This is a genomic window from Streptomyces sp. NBC_01551, assembly GCF_026339935.1.
Taxonomy (GTDB): domain Bacteria; phylum Actinomycetota; class Actinomycetes; order Streptomycetales; family Streptomycetaceae; genus Streptomyces.
Genome location: NZ_JAPEPX010000001.1, coordinates 3,232,196 through 3,249,293 on the forward strand (window position 1 = coordinate 3,232,196; position 17,098 = coordinate 3,249,293).

Annotated in this window: 16 protein-coding genes and 2 tRNA genes; 14 read left to right on the plus strand and 4 right to left on the minus strand. The window is 70.4% G+C overall.

The features are described 5' to 3' along the window. Positions 1-26 precede the first annotated feature (26 nt). The 8 genes from recF (at position 27) to OG982_RS14480 (ending at position 9,510) form a co-directional block, all read left to right on the plus strand. Complete coding sequence (recF, locus tag OG982_RS14445; protein WP_266786749.1) at positions 27-1,190, plus strand: DNA replication/repair protein RecF; 1,164 nt, start codon at positions 27-29, stop codon at positions 1,188-1,190. Beyond that, positions 1,187-1,714, plus strand: a complete 528-nt coding sequence (locus OG982_RS14450; RefSeq protein ID WP_266786747.1) for a DUF721 domain-containing protein — start codon at positions 1,187-1,189, stop codon at positions 1,712-1,714. Before recF ends, OG982_RS14450 begins: the two co-directional genes overlap by 4 nt. Positions 1,715-2,072: 358 nt before the next feature. Then, positions 2,073-4,133: a DNA topoisomerase (ATP-hydrolyzing) subunit B gene (gene gyrB, locus OG982_RS14455; RefSeq protein WP_323139256.1), complete on the plus strand. Its 2,061-nt coding sequence runs from the start codon at positions 2,073-2,075 to the stop codon at positions 4,131-4,133. Between the two features lie 44 nt (positions 4,134-4,177). Beyond that, positions 4,178-6,802: a DNA gyrase subunit A gene (gene gyrA / locus OG982_RS14460; protein ID WP_266786745.1), complete on the plus strand. Its 2,625-nt coding sequence runs from the start codon at positions 4,178-4,180 to the stop codon at positions 6,800-6,802. 2 nt (positions 6,803-6,804) lie between these two features. After that, positions 6,805-7,560 carry a DUF3566 domain-containing protein gene (locus OG982_RS14465; protein ID WP_266948668.1) on the plus strand — a complete coding sequence of 252 codons (756 nt, stop codon included), beginning with the start codon at positions 6,805-6,807 and terminating at the stop codon, positions 7,558-7,560. 95 nt (positions 7,561-7,655) lie between these two features. Further along, a tRNA-Ile gene (locus OG982_RS14470) sits at positions 7,656-7,729 on the plus strand. A 214-nt stretch (positions 7,730-7,943) separates the two neighbouring features. Beyond that, complete coding sequence (locus tag OG982_RS14475) at positions 7,944-8,078, plus strand: DLW-39 family protein (protein WP_208809277.1); 135 nt, start codon at positions 7,944-7,946, stop codon at positions 8,076-8,078. 121 nt (positions 8,079-8,199) lie between these two features. Then, positions 8,200-9,510, plus strand: coding sequence for a hypothetical protein (locus OG982_RS14480; RefSeq protein ID WP_266786743.1), 1,311 nt, complete (start codon positions 8,200-8,202; stop codon positions 9,508-9,510). 61 nt (positions 9,511-9,571) lie between these two features. Here OG982_RS14480 and OG982_RS14485 read toward each other — a convergent pair whose 3' ends face one another. Further along, on the minus strand, positions 9,572-10,858 hold the full coding sequence (locus OG982_RS14485) for a serine/threonine-protein kinase (protein WP_266786742.1): 1,287 nt from the start codon (positions 10,856-10,858) through the stop codon (positions 9,572-9,574). A 36-nt stretch (positions 10,859-10,894) separates the two neighbouring features. Then, on the minus strand, positions 10,895-11,443 hold the full coding sequence (locus tag OG982_RS14490; RefSeq protein WP_266786741.1) for a DNA-binding protein: 549 nt from the start codon (positions 11,441-11,443) through the stop codon (positions 10,895-10,897). A gap of 161 nt (positions 11,444-11,604) precedes the next feature. Between OG982_RS14490 and OG982_RS14495 the strand changes: the two genes are divergently transcribed. Continuing rightward, positions 11,605-11,677: transfer RNA gene (locus OG982_RS14495), tRNA-Ala, on the plus strand. A gap of 341 nt (positions 11,678-12,018) precedes the next feature. Further along, complete coding sequence (locus tag OG982_RS14500) at positions 12,019-12,576, plus strand: LysM peptidoglycan-binding domain-containing protein (RefSeq protein WP_266786740.1); 558 nt, start codon at positions 12,019-12,021, stop codon at positions 12,574-12,576. 78 nt (positions 12,577-12,654) lie between these two features. On the opposite strand, the gene OG982_RS14505 is transcribed toward OG982_RS14500, so the two are convergent. Further along, positions 12,655-13,341, minus strand: coding sequence for a DUF5324 family protein (locus OG982_RS14505; RefSeq protein WP_266786739.1), 687 nt, complete (start codon positions 13,339-13,341; stop codon positions 12,655-12,657). Between the two features lie 176 nt (positions 13,342-13,517). Here OG982_RS14505 and OG982_RS14510 point away from each other — a divergent pair, with 176 nt between their 5' ends. Beyond that, positions 13,518-14,051 (plus strand): peptidylprolyl isomerase, encoded by a 534-nt coding sequence (locus tag OG982_RS14510; RefSeq protein WP_266791956.1) that lies wholly within the window; start codon positions 13,518-13,520, stop codon positions 14,049-14,051. Positions 14,052-14,257: 206 nt separating this feature from the next. Continuing rightward, positions 14,258-15,130, plus strand: coding sequence for a rhomboid family intramembrane serine protease (locus tag OG982_RS14515; protein ID WP_266786738.1), 873 nt, complete (start codon positions 14,258-14,260; stop codon positions 15,128-15,130). A 129-nt stretch (positions 15,131-15,259) separates the two neighbouring features. Here OG982_RS14515 and crgA read toward each other — a convergent pair whose 3' ends face one another. Beyond that, positions 15,260-15,514, minus strand: coding sequence for a cell division protein CrgA (crgA, locus tag OG982_RS14520; protein ID WP_037797883.1), 255 nt, complete (start codon positions 15,512-15,514; stop codon positions 15,260-15,262). 91 nt (positions 15,515-15,605) lie between these two features. Between crgA and OG982_RS14525 the strand changes: the two genes are divergently transcribed. Both OG982_RS14525 and OG982_RS14530 read left to right on the plus strand, forming a co-directional pair. Continuing rightward, positions 15,606-16,394 carry a DUF881 domain-containing protein gene (locus tag OG982_RS14525; protein WP_266786737.1) on the plus strand — a complete coding sequence of 263 codons (789 nt, stop codon included), beginning with the start codon at positions 15,606-15,608 and terminating at the stop codon, positions 16,392-16,394. After that, positions 16,351-17,076, plus strand: coding sequence for a class E sortase (locus tag OG982_RS14530; protein WP_266786736.1), 726 nt, complete (start codon positions 16,351-16,353; stop codon positions 17,074-17,076). The genes OG982_RS14525 and OG982_RS14530 overlap by 44 nt, the downstream gene beginning before the upstream one ends. Positions 17,077-17,098: the final 22 nt, after the last annotated feature.

The following is a 17,098-nucleotide window of genomic DNA, read 5'->3' on the forward strand; positions in this document are numbered from 1 at the left end:
AGGAAGCCGGGGGAGGTCGGCGCCGTATGCACGTTTCGCATCTCTCACTGGCCGACTTCCGCTCGTACGCCCGGGCCGAGGTTCCCCTCGACCCGGGCGTCACGGCTTTCGTGGGCCCCAACGGCCAGGGCAAGACGAACCTGGTCGAGGCGATCGGCTACCTCGCGACGCTGGGCAGTCACCGGGTCTCCTCGGACGCCCCGCTGGTACGGATGGGCGCGGACCGGGCGATCATCCGCGCGGCCGTCACGCAGGGCGAGCGCCAGCAGCTGGTGGAGCTGGAGCTGAACCCGGGGCGGGCGAACCGGGCCCGGATCAACCGGTCGTCGCAGGTCAGGCCCCGGGACGTGCTGGGGATCGTACGGACGGTGCTGTTCGCGCCGGAGGACCTGGCCCTGGTGAAGGGGGATCCGGGCGAGCGGCGGCGGTTCCTCGACGAGCTGGTGACGGCGCGTTCGCCGCGGATGGCGGCGGTGCGCTCGGACTACGAGCGGGTGCTCAAGCAGCGGAACACGCTGCTGAAGTCGGCGGCGATGGCGCGCCGGCACGGTGGCCGGTCCATGGACCTGTCCACCCTCGACGTGTGGGACCAGCACCTCGCGCGCGCGGGCGCGGAGCTGCTGGCGCAGCGCCTCGACCTGATCGCGACGCTGCTGCCGCTGGCGGACAAGGCGTACGAGCAGCTCGCGCCCGGTGGTGGCCCGCTGGGGCTGGCGTACAAGTCGTCCGCGGGCGAGGCGGGCGAGGCCAGTGAGGCCGGCGAGGCAGTGGACAGCGGCCGGGCGCGCACCCGCGAGGCGCTGTACGAGGTGCTGCTGGCCGCGCTGTCGGACGTACGCAAACAGGAGATCGAGCGGGGCGTGACCCTGGTGGGTCCGCACCGCGACGACGTGCTGCTGCGCCTGGGCGAGCTGCCGGCGAAGGGGTACGCGAGTCACGGCGAGTCCTGGTCGTACGCGCTGGCGCTGCGGCTGGCCTCGTACGAGCTGCTGCGCTCGGAGGGCGCGGAGCCGGTGCTGATCCTGGACGACGTGTTCGCGGAGCTGGACGCGCGGCGCCGGGAGCGGCTGGCGGAGCTGGTGGCTCCGGGTGAGCAGGTGTTGGTGACGGCGGCGGTGGACGATGACGTTCCGGGTGTGTTGACGGGGGCCCGGTTCGGGGTCTCCGGCGGTGAGGTGACCCGGCTGTGAGCGAGCAGGAACGGGAGCCGCGCAAGGCCCCGGAGCCGTCCGGGGTGGATCTGGCACGGCAGGCGCTGGCGGCGGCGCGCGAGCAGGCGCGGGCGCGGGGCAACGCGGTGAGCGGGAAGAAGCGGCAGCAGCATCCGGGGCTGCGGTCGGGCGCGCGGGCGGACGGCCGGGATCCGATGCCGTTGATGGCGGCGCTGGACCGGTTGCGGACGGAGCGCGGCTGGGAGATGCCGATGGCGGTGGCGGGCGTGATGGAGCGCTGGCCGCAGATCGTCGGGCCGGAGATCGCGGCGCACTGTGAACCGGAGCGCTACGAGGACCGTGAGTTGGTCGTGCGGTGCGATTCCTCGGCGTGGGCGGCGCAGCTGAAGCTGCTGGCCCCGCAACTGGTGGCGCGGCTGAACGCGGATCTGGGTCAGGGCACGGTGCGGCTGATCAAGGTGCAGGGCCCGGGCGGGCGGCCGAAGCGGTACGGGCCGTGGCGGGCGCCGGGGAGTACGGGTTCCGGGGACACGTACGCCTGAGCCGGGGCCGCCGCGGGCGCTGCGGAAGGCCGCCGGCGGGCCCCTGCGGTGGGTTGTCATGCCTCTGTCGTGGGCCGGCGCCGGGTGGCGTCCCTCACGGTAGCCGGAGGTTGACAGGCCGAAGCGCTGGATGCCCGCGTGAGCCTCTTTGAGCCCCTTCCCGGATATGGGGAGTCGGAGAGAGGAGGTTCAGGGCGGCACATGCGGACTCAGGTACCGGCAAACCCCCATTCATGTCCGTGGTACCGGTAGACTGAAGCGAATCCCGCCCGCTTGCGGGATCTAGCTGATACACGCTGACAACGCAGATCGACGCAGCCGCTCCTGCTTGCATGCCTGCTGGCCCGGAGTACGGCCTGTGCTGTGCCAGAAAGGGCGCTTCGTGGCCGATTCCGGCAACCCCAACGACAACCAGTCCACAGCCGGCGAGAACGGCGAGATCACCGCCTCGTACGACGCCAGCGCGATCCAGGTCCTCGAGGGCCTGGACGCGGTCCGCAAGCGGCCAGGCATGTACATCGGCTCGACCGGTGAGCGCGGGCTGCACCACCTCGTGTACGAGGTGGTGGACAACTCGGTCGACGAGGCCCTGGCCGGGCACGCGGACACCATCGACGTGACGATCCTCGCCGACGGCGGTGTGCGGGTCATCGACAACGGCCGAGGCATCCCGGTCGACATCGTGCCGTCCGAGGGCAAGCCGGCCGTGGAGGTCGTGCTGACGGTCCTGCACGCGGGCGGCAAGTTCGGCGGTGGCGGTTACGCCGTCTCCGGCGGTCTGCACGGCGTGGGCGTGTCCGTCGTGAACGCCCTGTCGACGAAGGTCGCGGTGGAGGTCAAGCGCGACGGCTACCGCTGGACGCAGGACTACAAGCTCGGCGCTCCGACGGCGGCCCTCGCGAAGAACGAGGAGACCGACGAGCACGGCACGTCGGTGACGTTCTGGGCCGACGGCGACATCTTCGAGACGACCGAGTACTCCTTCGAGACGCTGTCGCGGCGCTTCCAGGAGATGGCCTTCCTCAACAAGGGCCTGACCCTGTCGCTGACCGACGAGCGCGAGTCGGCCAAGGCCACCGTCGGTGCGGACGACCCCGACGCGGACACGGCCGAGCCCACCGCGCGCACGGTCAAGTACTACTACGAGGGCGGCATCGTCGACTTCGTGAAGTACCTGAACTCGCGCAAGGGCGAGCTCATCCACCCGACCGTCATCGACGTCGAGGCCGAGGACAAGGAGCGCATGCTCTCGGTCGAGATCGCGATGCAGTGGAACTCGCAGTACACGGAGGGCGTCTACTCCTTCGCGAACACGATCCACACCCACGAGGGCGGTACCCACGAGGAGGGCTTCCGCGCGGCGCTGACGGGTCTGGTGAACCGTTACGCGCGCGACAAGAAGCTGCTCCGCGAGAAGGACGACAACCTCGCCGGCGAGGACATCCGCGAGGGTCTGACCGCGATCATCTCGGTCAAGCTGGGCGAGCCGCAGTTCGAGGGCCAGACGAAGACCAAGCTGGGCAACACGGAGGCCAAGACCTTCGTGCAGAAGGTCGTCCACGAGCACCTCAACGACTGGTTCGACCGCAACCCGGTCGAGGCCGCGGACATCATCCGCAAGTCGATCCAGGCGGCCACGGCGCGCGTCGCGGCCCGCAAGGCCCGTGACCTCACCCGTCGCAAGGGTCTGCTGGAGAGCGCCTCGCTGCCGGGCAAGCTGTCGGACTGCCAGTCGAACGACCCGACCAAGTGCGAGATCTTCATCGTCGAGGGCGACTCGGCCGGTGGCTCCGCGAAGTCCGGCCGCAACCCGATGTACCAGGCCATCCTGCCGATCCGCGGCAAGATCCTGAACGTCGAGAAGGCCCGTATCGACAAGATCCTCCAGAACACCGAGGTCCAGGCGCTGATCAGCGCCTTCGGCACCGGTGTGCACGAGGACTTCGACATCGAGAAGCTCCGCTATCACAAGATCATCCTGATGGCGGACGCCGACGTCGACGGCCAGCACATCAACACCCTGCTGCTGACCTTCCTGTTCCGCTTCATGCGCCCGCTGGTCGAGGCCGGTCACGTGTACCTGTCGCGCCCGCCGCTCTACAAGATCAAGTGGGGCCGGGACGACTTCGAGTACGCGTACTCGGACCGCGAGCGCGACGCGCTGGTCGAACTGGGCAAGCAGAACGGCAAGCGGATCAAGGAAGACTCGATCCAGCGCTTCAAGGGTCTGGGCGAGATGAACGCCGAGGAGCTGCGCGTCACCACCATGGACGTCGACCACCGCGTGCTCGGCCAGGTCACCCTGGACGACGCGGCCCAGGCCGACGACCTGTTCTCGGTGCTGATGGGTGAGGACGTCGAGGCGCGGCGCTCCTTCATCCAGCGCAACGCCAAGGACGTTCGGTTCCTCGACATCTGAGTCGGCCTCCGCTGACCGCCGCCTGAAAGGACTTCTGACCAGCAATGGCCGACGAAACCACCCCCACCGCCGAGAACCCCGCGGAGGAGCAGCCGGTGCTGCGCATCGAGCCCGTCGGGCTCGAGACGGAGATGCAGCGCTCCTACCTCGACTACGCGATGTCCGTCATCGTCTCCCGCGCGCTGCCCGACGTACGGGACGGCCTCAAGCCGGTCCACCGTCGTGTGCTGTACGCGATGTACGACGGCGGCTACCGGCCCGAGAAGGGCTTCTACAAGTGCGCCCGCGTCGTCGGCGACGTCATGGGTACGTACCACCCGCACGGCGACAGCTCCATCTACGACGCCCTGGTCCGCCTGGCCCAGCCGTGGTCGATGCGGATGCCGCTGGTGGACAGCAACGGCAACTTCGGCTCCCCGGGCAACGACCCGGCGGCCGCGATGCGCTACACCGAGTGCAAGCTGATGCCGCTGGCCATGGAGATGCTCCGGGACATCGACGAGGAGACCGTCGACTTCACGGACAACTACGACGGCCGCAACCAGGAGCCGACGGTCCTGCCGGCCCGTTTCCCGAACCTGCTGGTGAACGGCTCCGCCGGTATCGCCGTCGGTATGGCCACCAACATCCCGCCGCACAACCTGCGCGAGGTCGCGGCCGGCGCCCAGTGGGCGCTGGAGCACCCGGAGGCCTCGCACGAGGAGCTGCTCGACGCGCTCCTGGAGCGCATCAAGGGACCTGACTTCCCGTCGGGCGCCCTGGTCGTGGGCCGCAAGGGCATCGAGGAGGCGTACCGGACCGGGCGCGGCTCCATCACGATGCGCGCGGTGGTCGAGGTCGAGGAGATCCAGAACCGCCAGTGCCTGGTGGTCACGGAGCTTCCGTACCAGACCAACCCGGACAACCTGGCGCAGAAGATTGCCGACCTGGTCAAGGACGGCAAGATCGGCGGCATCGCCGACGTGCGCGACGAGACCTCGTCGCGGACGGGCCAGCGTCTGGTGATCGTGCTCAAGCGCGACGCGGTCGCGAAGGTCGTGCTGAACAACCTGTACAAGCACACCGACCTCCAGACGAACTTCGGCGCGAACATGCTGGCGCTGGTGGACGGCGTGCCGCGCACGCTGTCGATCGACGCGTTCATCCGCCACTGGGTCACGCACCAGATCGAGGTCATCGTCCGGCGGACGAAGTTCCGTCTGCGCAAGGCGGAGGAGCGGGCGCACATCCTGCGCGGCCTGCTCAAGGCGCTGGACGCGATCGACGAGGTCATCGCCCTCATCCGGCGCAGCAACACCGTCGAGATCGCGCGCGAGGGCCTGATGGGCCTCCTGGAGATCGACGAGATCCAGGCGAACGCGATCCTCGAGATGCAGCTGCGGCGCCTGGCGGCCCTGGAGCGGCAGAAGATCGTCGCCGAGCACGACGAGCTCCAGGCCAAGATCAACGAGTACAACGAGATCCTGCGCTCCGAGGCGAAGCAGCGCTCGATCGTCAGCGAGGAACTGGCGGCGATCGTCGAGAAGTTCGGCGACGACCGGCGCTCCAAGCTGGTGCCCTTCGACGGCGACATGTCCATGGAGGACCTGATCGCCGAAGAGGACATCGTCGTCACGATCACGCACGGCGGCTACGTCAAGCGCACCAAGACCGAGGACTACCGCTCGCAGAAGCGCGGCGGCAAGGGCGTGCGCGGCACGAAGCTGAAGCAGGACGACCTGGTCGACCACTTCTTCGTCTCGACCACGCACCACTGGCTGCTGTTCTTCACGAACAAGGGCCGGGTCTACCGCTCCAAGGCGTACGAGCTGCCGGACGCGGGCCGTGACGCGCGCGGGCAGCACGTGGCGAACCTGCTGGCCTTCCAGCCGGACGAGAAGATCGCGCAGATCCTCGCGATCCGCGACTACGAGGCCGCGCCGTACCTGATCCTGGCCACCAAGGGCGGCCTGGTGAAGAAGACGGCGCTCAAGGACTACGACTCGCCCCGTTCGGGTGGCGTCATCGCGATCAACCTCCGGGAGACGGAGGAGGGCAGCGACGACGAGCTGATCGGCGCCGAGCTGGTGTCCGCCGAGGACGACCTGCTGCTGATCAGCAAGAAGGCGCAGTCGATCCGCTTTACGGCGACCGACGAGGCGCTGCGTCCGATGGGCCGCGCGACCTCGGGCGTGAAGGGCATGAGCTTCCGCGAAGGCGACGAGCTGCTGTCCATGAGCGTGGTGCGGCCGGGTACGTTCGTCTTCACCGCGACCGACGGCGGCTACGCCAAGCGGACGCCGGTGGACGAGTACCGCGTCCAGGGCCGTGGCGGCCTGGGCATCAAGGCCGCGAAGATCGTGGAGGACCGCGGTTCGCTCGTCGGGGCCCTGGTTGTGGACGAAACGGACGAGATTCTCGCCATCACGCTCGGCGGTGGTGTGATTCGCACGCGAGTCAACGAAGTCAGGGAGACCGGCCGTGACACCATGGGCGTCCAGCTGATCAATCTGGGCAAGCGGGATGCCGTGGTGGGTATCGCGCGTAACGCCGAGGCCGGTCAGGATGCTGACGAGGTCGACGAGAACGACATCGACATCGATACCGAGACGACCGAGGCGGCAGTCGAAGGACAGCCTGCCGAGGCCGCCGAGGGCACGTCGCCTTCGGCAGGGGAGCACGAGGAGTAAGCGTGAGTGGAGCCACGGGCGCCGGACCGGCCAAGACTGGAGCGGACGGTGCCCGTGGCCCCGCCGCAGACTCCCAGGGTGGGGACAGCACCGCCGATGGCAGGGGGACAACCGTGACGGATACCCGAGGACCGCAGCCGAAGCCGAAGACCGGCTCGAAGGCGGGCGCGGGCAAGAGCTCGGACGCGGGCAAGGGCTCGGGCACGGCGGCCGCCAGCGCCGGCTCCGGGGCCGGCGCAGCCGCGAGTGCGGGCGGCGCGCAGCCGTACCAGCCGCCGCAGGCCTACCAGGCGCCCTCGGGCCCGGGTGCGCCGCGCGTCGGCGCTGAGGGCCCGGCGGCCGCCGGGGGGCAGAAGAAGGCCCGTCCGGCGGTCCGTACGGCGCCCAGGACGCGCAAGGCGCGGCTGCGGGTGGCGAAGGCCGACCCGTGGTCGGTGATGAAGGTCAGCTTCCTGCTGTCCATCGCGCTGGGCGTGTGCACCATCGTGGCGTCGGCGGTGCTGTGGATGGTCATGGACGCCATGGGCGTCTTCTCGACCGTCGGCGGCACCATCAGCGAGGCCACCGGGTCGAACGAGGGCAACGGCTTCGACCTGCAGTCGTTCCTGTCGCTGCCGCGCGTCCTCATCTTCACGTCGGTGATCGCGGTCATCGACGTGGTGCTGGCGACGGCACTGGCGACGCTGGGCGCGTTCATCTACAACCTGTCGGCAGGGTTCGTCGGCGGTGTGGAGCTGACGCTCGCCGAGGACGAGTGACCCGCTGATTGACCTGCGCGGACGCCCGGCAGGAACGGATTTTGGCGGGACCGCGTCTGTGCGCTAATCTTCAGGAGTCAGCGCGCAGCGCGGATGGGGCTATAGCTCAGTTGGTTAGAGCGCATCCCTGATAAGGATGAGGCCACAGGTTCAAATCCTGTTAGCCCCACAGTGTCGAAGACCCCCAGGCCCACCGGCCCGGGGGTCTTTGTCGTTGGGTCAGTTGACGGCCGGCGGTGCTCGGCCGAGGGCCGGTCGGTGGGCGCGGTGGCGGACCCGGTGGTGTGCCCGGCGGAGGCTTCCCAGGTAACCGATCGGTATCGGTCGGTGTGTATTGTTGGCCGCCAGAAGTCCCCAACGTCAACGAAAGACGAGGTCGCGCGGTGAAGAAGCTGCTCCTGGTCGCACTGGCCGCCATCGGCGGGCTCCTCGTGTACCGCCAGATCCAGGCGGACCGCGCCGAGCAGGACCTGTGGACGGAGGCAACCGACTCCGTGCCTTCTGGTTCCGGTGTGTGAGACCCGAGATTGATCTCATGGAGCCCCGGTTGCCGCTGCGGCCGGGGCTTTGTGCTGTTCTGTGACGAAAAATTGCGGTATGCAAAGATTTGGCTTGCGCTAGCAAATGCGGGGTGGCGTGATGGGTCGGGTACGGGGAACAGCGCTGGCCGGGGCGATGGCCCTGGCACTGGCCGTGATCGGTCCGCCCGGAGCCGCGTACGCCGCGACGCCGTCCCCGCAGGCGGGCCCGGCCTACCGTCCGGCCGAGGACGCCAGGAAGGTCGAGGGAAAGCCCACCACCGCGGACGCCCCGCTGCTGGACGTGGGGGCGGTCTACGCGGACACCCTCGGGCCCGAGGAGCGTCTCTACCGGCTCAATCTCGACGACAAGTCCAGCGTGTACGTCTCCGCCGTCGTCCAGCCGCCGCAAGGCGCCAAGGTCGGCTACGGCGACGGCATCGAGGTGGAGATCATCACCACCGAGGGGCGGCGCTGCCAGAACAACGCCGGCCGGGCCGGTTTCGGTTACGACCCCGTCCCCATCAGCGCCGTGGCCGTACGGCGGCTGGAGGAGGACGCCGAATGCCAGGGCCAGGGCACCTACTTCGCGCGCGTCACCCGTACCGCCGCCAAGGACTCCGACCGGCGGGCGTGGCCCGTCGAGCTGAAGATCCAGCGCGAACCCGGCCTCGGCACCGGCAGCGCCCCGACCACCGCGCCCAGCGTCTGGCCCTCCGCCTCCCCCGCGCTGCCCGGCACCGACCCGGTGGCCCGCACCGGCGGCACCGGCTTCAACGACGCCCGGGCCCTGGACAGCGGGGTGTGGCGCGACGAGCTGCGGCCCGGGCAGACCCGCTACTACCGGGTCCCCCTCGACTGGGGCCAGCAGCTCGGGCTCAGCGCGGAGATCGCCAAGGCCAGGATGACCAAGGAGTACGGCTCCGCCTCCAACGGGCTCTCCGTCACGCTCTACAGCCCCTACCGCGCGCTGGTCGACTCCAAGGACACCTCCTACGACGGCAAGCAGGCGGGCGTGACCCTGCCGAAGACGGCGCCCGTCGCCTACGAGAACCGCTTCTCGGACGACGCCGAGGTGCGCGGGACGCGGCTGGCCGGCTGGTACTACGTGGCCGTGACCCTGGGCGGAAAGGTCGCGGAGTTCACCGAGGACGCGACGCCCGTTCCGCTGACGCTGCGCCTCCAGGTCAGCGGAGGCCCGGCCAAGGCGCCCGCGTACAAGGAGAGCCTGGGCGCGGCCGGGTTCGGGGTCGGCGCCGACGAGCGGTCCGCCGCCAAGGACGGGCTCACCGCGCCGGAGGCCGCAGAGGCCGCCGAGAACCTCTCGGTGATGCGGGTCGTGGCCGGGGCCGGGTTCGGCGCCGGGACGCTGCTGCTGCTCGTGCTGGGCGGGTGGATCCTGCTGGCACGGCGGGGGCGCGGGACCGCGTGACCGCATCTGCGTGACCTCGTCCGCGTGACCGCATCTGCGTGACCGCATCCGCGTGGCGTGACTACATCTGCGTGAGGGCCCAGACGCCGACGGCGAAGCAGAGCAGCGCCGCCGCGAGGATCCCGGCGGTGACCGGGCGCGGGGGCGGGGCGATCCCGCCGCGGCGGGGTGCCGGGGCCACCGGCGGTACGGGCAGGGGCGTCGTCGGGGTTGTCGGCGTCGGCGTCGGCGGCGGGAGGTGGAAGCTGCCCGTCAGGGACGGCTCGTACGCCGCCGCGGGCGGCGGCCCGAACCCGGCGGGCGGGATGGTGGGAGGCGCCGTGGGCGGTGCGGCGGGCGGTGCGGCGTAGGCCGTGGCGGCCGTGGCGCGCGGATCGGTCCGGGTCGGCTCGGCGGCGGCGGTGGTGGTGCCCGCCGGTGCCGGGACCGTGGCGGCCGTCGTCGCCTCCGGGGTCGGGGCGGCCGTGCTCGACGGCCCTTGGGGGCCGAATCCGGCCGGGAGCGGGCCGAGTTGGTCGAACACCTCCACCGGGAACTCGTCCGGCGAGGACGCGGGCAACAGCTCGGCGGCCTCGGCAAGGGCCTTGCGGGCCCCTGTGGCGGTCCGGAAGCGGCTGTGGGGCTCCGGCTGCAAGAGGTTCGCGATGACGTCCCACAGGGGCGCGGGGACGCCCTCGGGGGCGCCGGGGGTGCCATGGGCGAGGTAGTGCTCCACCAGGGCCTGGGAATCGGGCTTGCTGCCCGTCAGGAGGTAGAGCGCGACCAGCCCGACGGCGAAGAGGTCGGCGGGGAAGTCGGGCTCGGCGCCCAGCATTTGCTCGGGGGCGAAATAACCGGGAGTGCCCACCACGTAGTTGGTCTCGGTGAGCCGGGGCTCGCCCTTGCGCATCGAGATACCGAAGTCGGACAGCCGCAGGTGCGGCCGTCCGGTTCCGGTGGCCTCCATCAGGATGTTGGCCGGTTTGATGTCGCGGTGGACGACCCCCTCCGCGTGCACCGCGGACAGCCCGGACAGGAGCTGGTCGAGCAGCGTGCAGACGAACCGGGGAGGCAGCGGCCCGTAGTCCCCGATCACGTGGGCGAGGGATCCGCCGGCGACGAGGTCCATCGTGAACAGGACCTTGTCGTCGTCCGCGGCCCAGCTGGCGGGGGCCAGTACGTGCGGGTGGTCGATGCGCAGCGCCTGCTCGCGGACGAACCGCAGCAGGGTGTGGGCGTCGCTCTGCAGCAGCACCTTCGCGGCGACGTACCGGCGGCGCCGGTGGTCCCAGGCGCGCCACACGGCGCCGGCACCGCCGCGCCCGATCGGATCGACCAACTCGTACCGACCGGCGAAGACCTCACCCATCGCTGCGCCCGTCCCCCGTCACCCTCGTCGTCCGCGTCAGTTCTGGTGTGCCTCGTAGTGGGCCACCGCGTCGGCGGTGCGGCCCGCGCCGTACACCCGGAGGAACTCTGCCAGTTCCGGGTGGCTGGGAGCGAGGGTGTCCGCCGCGTCGATGATGTCGCCGGCCGCCGAGACCGAGCGGAGCAGCGACTGGATCTCCCGGACGACCCGCTTGACGGTCGGTGCGCCGGAGTTGGTGGCGGTCTGGCCGCTGTTGCTGAGGACGGAGCCCCCCTGGGTCTTCTTGATCTCGTCCATCCGGTCGGTGGCCTCCACCGCGCTGACGCTCCCGTCGGCCACCTGACCCGCGAGGTCCTGGAGGGCCTGGACCCGCTGGACCACGGCCGGGTTCCCGATCTTGGCGCGCTGGCCGCTCATCAGCTGGGACAGCATCGGCGCCGACAGCCCGAGGACGGCAGCGAGGCGAGCCTGGTTCAGGCCGAGGTCATCTATGAGCCGGCGGAAGAGCGCCCCCAGCGGCTCCCCGTACCAACTGCGCTGAAGCTCCCTGGCTCTGGCCGTGGCCTCTTGCTGTACTGCGTCCACTCTTACTACTCCCCTTCGCTGGTGCGAACCTCGCGAGCATCTTACGGAGAGTGGTCGCGCGTGGGGAGTCCCTATCATTTTGCGGGATGAGGGGGTACACCCGGTACTCTGTTCTGCGGAACGACCAATCCCTCCCGGGGGACGGTCGCGTCCGGTTCCACGGGGCTTTAGCTCAGTTGGTAGAGCGCTGCCTTTGCAAGGCAGATGTCAGGAGTTCGAATCTCCTAAGCTCCACAACGATAAAGGTCCCCTGACCTGCGGAAACGCGGTCAGGGGACCTTTCGTGTTTCACGTGAAACATCCGCCGCGGCGGGGGCCGGGTGAGCGGGTGGGCGCCGCCGGGCCAGGGCCAAGTGATGCCCGGCGCCGAGGGATTCGGTCGGGAGGCGACCGACGGAGGCCAGGGGCTGCGGAGCGCGCTGAGGCCCGGCCCCCCGAAGGCCCCCGGCGCCCTCGGCGGGCTCGTGCGGGGATCCCCCGGATGGGTCAGTCGTGGGGACGGGTGGGGTGGTGTGGCCGACAGTGGGGGGAGGCGCTCAGCCCAGGGGGCCACACCACGCCGGAGGCGTATACGCATGGGAATCTTCGACTTCCTGAAATCCGACAAGAAGAAGGCGCACGAGGCCGCCGACAAGACGAAGGAGCAGCTGGAGCAGCAGGCCGCCGCGACGTCGGCTCCCGCGGCGGGCTCACCCTCCGCCATGGGCGGGAAGTACGTGGACGCCGCCGAGGCCACCAAGGCCGCCGCCGAGCGCATGGCCGCGTCGGCGCCGCCGAAGCCCGTGACGCACACGCCCACCCCCGGGTCGGCCGCGCACAAGTCCGTCCCGGCGGCCCCCGAACCCCCCGCCACGCACTCCAGGCCGGCGCCGCCGCAGGCCATGCACGCGCCGCACACGCCCACGCCCGGGTCGGCGGCGCACAAGTCGGTCCCGGCGGCCCCCACGAAGCCCGCGCCCGCCGCCAAGAAGCGCACGTACACCGTCAAGTCCGGTGACTCGCTCTCCGCGATCGCCCGCCGCGAGCTCGGCAACGAGGCGCGCTGGCGCGAGCTCTACGCCATGAACCGGGGCGTCGTCGGTTCCAACCCCGACCTCATCCGGCCGGGCATGGTCCTCACCCTCCCGAATTGACCTTCCCCGCCCACGCCAAAGGGGCCCGGATGCGTTCGGGCCCCTGGCGTGGAGGTGCGGGAAGAGGTGCGGGGAGGGCTACTTGTCGTCCGTGGACGTGCGCGCCTCGCGTTCCTTCTCCGCCAGTTCGTCGTCGAAGCTCGCCGGCTCCGCGTCCTGCGCCGACAGCTCCGTCGCCGCGGGCGGCTCGACCAGCCAGTCCGGGTTCGACTGCTGGTCCCACCACCGCCACGCGAGGTAGGCGCCGCCCGCCACCAGGCCGATCACGGCCACGCCCTTGCAGAGCCGGCCCAGGCGCGCCCGCCGTTCCTGGCGCCGCACCAGCCGTCGTACCTCTTCGGCCGACACCTGGCCGCGCAGCGCCGCCATGGCCGCCACCGACCGCGACGCGGCCTCCTCGGCCATCGGCTGGGCCGCGGCGATCGCGCTCTCGATGCGCGGCTGGGTGTACTCGGCCGCCTGCCTGGCAGCCCGGCGGGTCTCGTGGACCGCCTTCGTCGCCGCCCGGTCCACGTGCGGCGGCACGTGCGCGCGGGCGGCCTGCATCCGGGGGTGCAGATGGGTGTCGTACGTCGTACGCGCGTGTCGCGAGGCTTCCGCGGCCGCGTGCGACACCAGCGGCGCCAGCCGCTCGTTCGCCTCCTGCGCGTACTGCACAGCCGCGCCCCTGGCGCTTTCCGCGTACGGCGCCACCACTTCCGCGGCGTGTTTCACGGTGTCCCTGGCGCTTTCGGCGGCCAGGCGCGCGCTGTCCTTGCGGGTCACGGGATCCTCCTCCTCGGTGGCGGACACAGTTCACCTTTCCACCCTTTGTCGGATCATGCCTGCCATATCGCTGAGAGGCATGCGCGACAGGGCATACGGGTGGACGAATTTCTGTGCCGGGATGCGCTCCGTGGGAGTATCTGAAACCGACAGTGCTGACTATGGAAGGCAGATCCGTGGCCGAGAAGCTCTACGCCACCCTGAAGACCAATCACGGCGACATCGAGATCGAGCTGCTGGAGAACTTCGCGCCGAAGACGGTCCGCAATTTCGTGGAGCTGGCCACCGGCGCCCGGGAGTGGACGCGTCCCACCGACGGCCAGAAGACCACGGATCCGCTGTACGACGGCACCGTCTTCCACCGGGTCATCTCCGGGTTCATGATCCAGGGCGGCGACCCGCTCGGGAACGGCACCGGCGGCCCGGGCTACCAGTTCGCCGACGAGTTCCACCCCGACCTGGCGTTCACCAAGCCGTACCTGCTCGCGATGGCCAACGCCGGCCCGGGCACCAACGGCTCGCAGTTCTTCATCACCGTCGCGCCGACCGCCTGGCTGACCCGCAAGCACACCATCTTCGGCGAGGTCACCGACAAGGCCAGCCAGAAGATCGTCGACGAGATCGCCGGCGGCCGGACGAACCCGCGCACCGAGCGGCCCCTGGACGACGTGATCATCCAGTCCGTCGTCATCGAGAAGCGCGGCGCCTAGGACGGTCGGCACCTAGGACGGTCGGCACCTAGGACGGTCGGCACCTAGGACGGTCGGCACCTAGGAGGGCCGGCGCCGCGCACCGGGCGGCCGCGCCACGCCCGTCCGCTCCACCTCCGCCCGGGAACCTTTCCGCCCCGCCCGTCCGTCCTGGATACATGGACCGGCGGGGCATCCGTGTATCCCGCCACTGATCGAGGGGACCGATGGACACCGACCGCCTCCCGGGCTGTTATCGCCACCCGGACCGCGATACGGGGATTCGCTGCACCCGCTGCGAGCGCCCCATCTGCCCGGAGTGCATGATCAGCGCCTCGGTCGGCTTCCAGTGCCCCGAATGCGTCCGCGAGGGTTCCGGCACGGGCCACCGGCCGGACGCCAACCGCCCGCGCACCCTCGCGGGCGGGGCGGTCGCCGCCGACCCCCACCTCGTCACCAAGATCCTGATCGGGATCAATGTCGCGGTGTTCGTGCTGGGCTTCCTCGCGCCGCCGCTGGTCGTGCAGGCGGAGTTGCTCGGCCGTTACGTGGAATTCCTCGGCGGGCCCGTCCAGGGGGTCTCGACCGGCGAGTACTACCGGCTGCTGACCTCGGTGTTCCTGCACGTGGAGTGGTGGCACATCGCGAGCAACATGCTCGGGCTGTGGGTGATCGGCGGCCCGCTGGAGGCGGCCCTGGGCCGGTCCCGCTACCTCGCCGTCTACCTGCTGTCGGGCCTGGGCGCCAGCGCCTTCGTCTACCTGCTGACTCCGCCGTACGTTCCGACGGTCGGCGCGTCGGGCGCCATCTTCGGCCTGCTCGGCGCCACCGTCGTGCTGGTGCGCCGGCTGCGGTACGAGATGCGGCCCGTGATCACGATGGTCGTGCTCATGCTGGTGCTGACCTTCGTGCCGTTCGGCGGTCTGAGCGTGTCGTGGCAGGCCCACGTGGGCGGTCTGATCACGGGCGCGCTGGTCGCCGTGGGCCTGCTGCGGCCCGCGACGGGCCGCAGCCGCACCCTCATCCAGTGGGGCACCTGTGCGGCGGTGTTCCTGCTGGCAGTCGCCCTGGTCCTGGTCCGGACGGCCGAACTCACCTGATCACACCGGCGTCAACTCTCCACAGAGTTATCCACAGATCTTCTGTCTTTTCCTCAGGTGTGGATGACGCTGTGGATAACTCATGGGGAGAGCTTTCGCGGGGGCCCCGGCTGCGCTACGGCGGCGGGCTTACTTCCACTGCGTGGAGACGCCGAATCCCGCTGCGATGAATCCGAAACCGACCACGATGTTCCAATTGCCCAGCGCCTCGATCGGCAGCTGGGTGTCGGTCACGTAAAAGACGACAATCCAGGCCAGACCGATCAGGAAGAAGGCCAGCATCACCGGGGCGACCCAGCTGCGGTTGGTCAGCCTGATGGTCTGCGCCTGCTTCGCCGGCGGCGGCGTGTAGTCGTCCTTCTTGCGGATACGTGACTTCGGCACGAGGGGCTCTCCTGTCGATGCGCTGGGGACCTTGCCTGCCCCGGGCGTCCGTTAGCGTAGTGGACCTGTGGCGTTGAAGGAGAAGGGTACGTTGAGCAATTCCGACGACTCCTCCGCGGGTCCCCGTCGCCGGCTGCGACCGGTCCGGTTGCTGACGGCCGCCGTTTTCGCCCTGGCAGGCCTGATTTTCGTCACCAGCTTCAACACGTCCAAGGGTACGAACATCCGGACGGACGCGTCGCTGCTGAAGCTTTCCGACCTGATCCACGAGCGCAGCCAGAACAACGCCCAGCTGGAGCAGAGCACCGCGGTCGCGCGCGGCCGGGTGGACGCCCTCGCCGACCGCGGCGACAGCAGCACCAAGGCCGAGGACGCCAAGCTGGCCGCCCTGCGCACCGCGTCCGGCACCGAGGAGCTCACCGGCAAGGGCCTGACCGTCACCCTCAACGACGCGCCGCCGGGCGCCACCGCCCGCATCCCCAACGTGCCCGAGCCGCAGCCCAACGACCTGGTGATCCACCAGCAGGACCTGCAGGCCGTGGTGAACGCCCTCTGGCAGGGCGGCGCCGAGGGCATCCAGGTCATGGACCAGCGCCTCATCGCCACCAGCGCGGTGCGCTGCGTCGGCAACACCCTGATCCTCCAGGGCCGCGTGTACTCGCCTCCGTACAAGGTGTCGGCGGTCGGCGACCCGGCGGCGCTGCGCAAGGCCCTGGCGGCCTCTCCGGCGCTCCAGAACTACCAGCTGTACGTGAACGCCTACGGGCTCGGCTGGAAAGTGGACGAGCACAAGACGCTGACACTGCCGGGCTACTCCGGCACAGTGGACCTCCACTATGCGAAGCCGGTTGGCCCCTCGTCCGCGACGAGTACGCCCTGACGCCGTACTGCGCCTGGTGGTACGGACGTTCAGCGAGGCGTGCCTGACCGTCGGCACGGTGATCGTGCTGTTCGTGGCCTACGTACTGCTGTGGACCGGGGTCAAGGCCGACCGGGCCATGGCCGGGGAGATGGCCGGGCTGCGCGACAGCTGGTCGGCGGTGGAGCGCGCAGGGAACCCCGCACCGGCGCCTGAGGCACCCGCCGGGTATCCGGCGGGGCGGGCCTTCGCCGAGATGTACATCCCGCGCTTCGGCCCCGACTGGAACAAGCCGGTGCTGGAGGGCACGGGCACCGAGCTGCTGAAGAAGGGCCTCGGCCACTACGCGGGCACGGCCCGCCTGGGCGGCACCGGGAACTTCTCCGTGGCGGGCCACCGCCGGACGTACGGGGACCCCTTCAAGGACTTCCCCGAGCTGCGCCCGGGGGACGCCGTGATCCTCAAGGACGCGACGAGCTGGTACACGTACACCGTCCGCGCCGCCCCGCTGCGCGTGCTGCCGACCGAGACCGCGGTGGTCGACCCCGTCCCGCGCCGGTCGCCGTTCACGGGCCCCGGCCGGTACCTGACGCTGACGACCTGCGAACCGGAATGGGGGCACAGCCACCGGCTCGTCGTCTGGGCGGAGCTGACCGCGACCCGGCCCGTCTCCCAGGGCGGACCGGAGGGATTGCGCAGCTGACCCCCCGGGCAGGGCCGCTGCC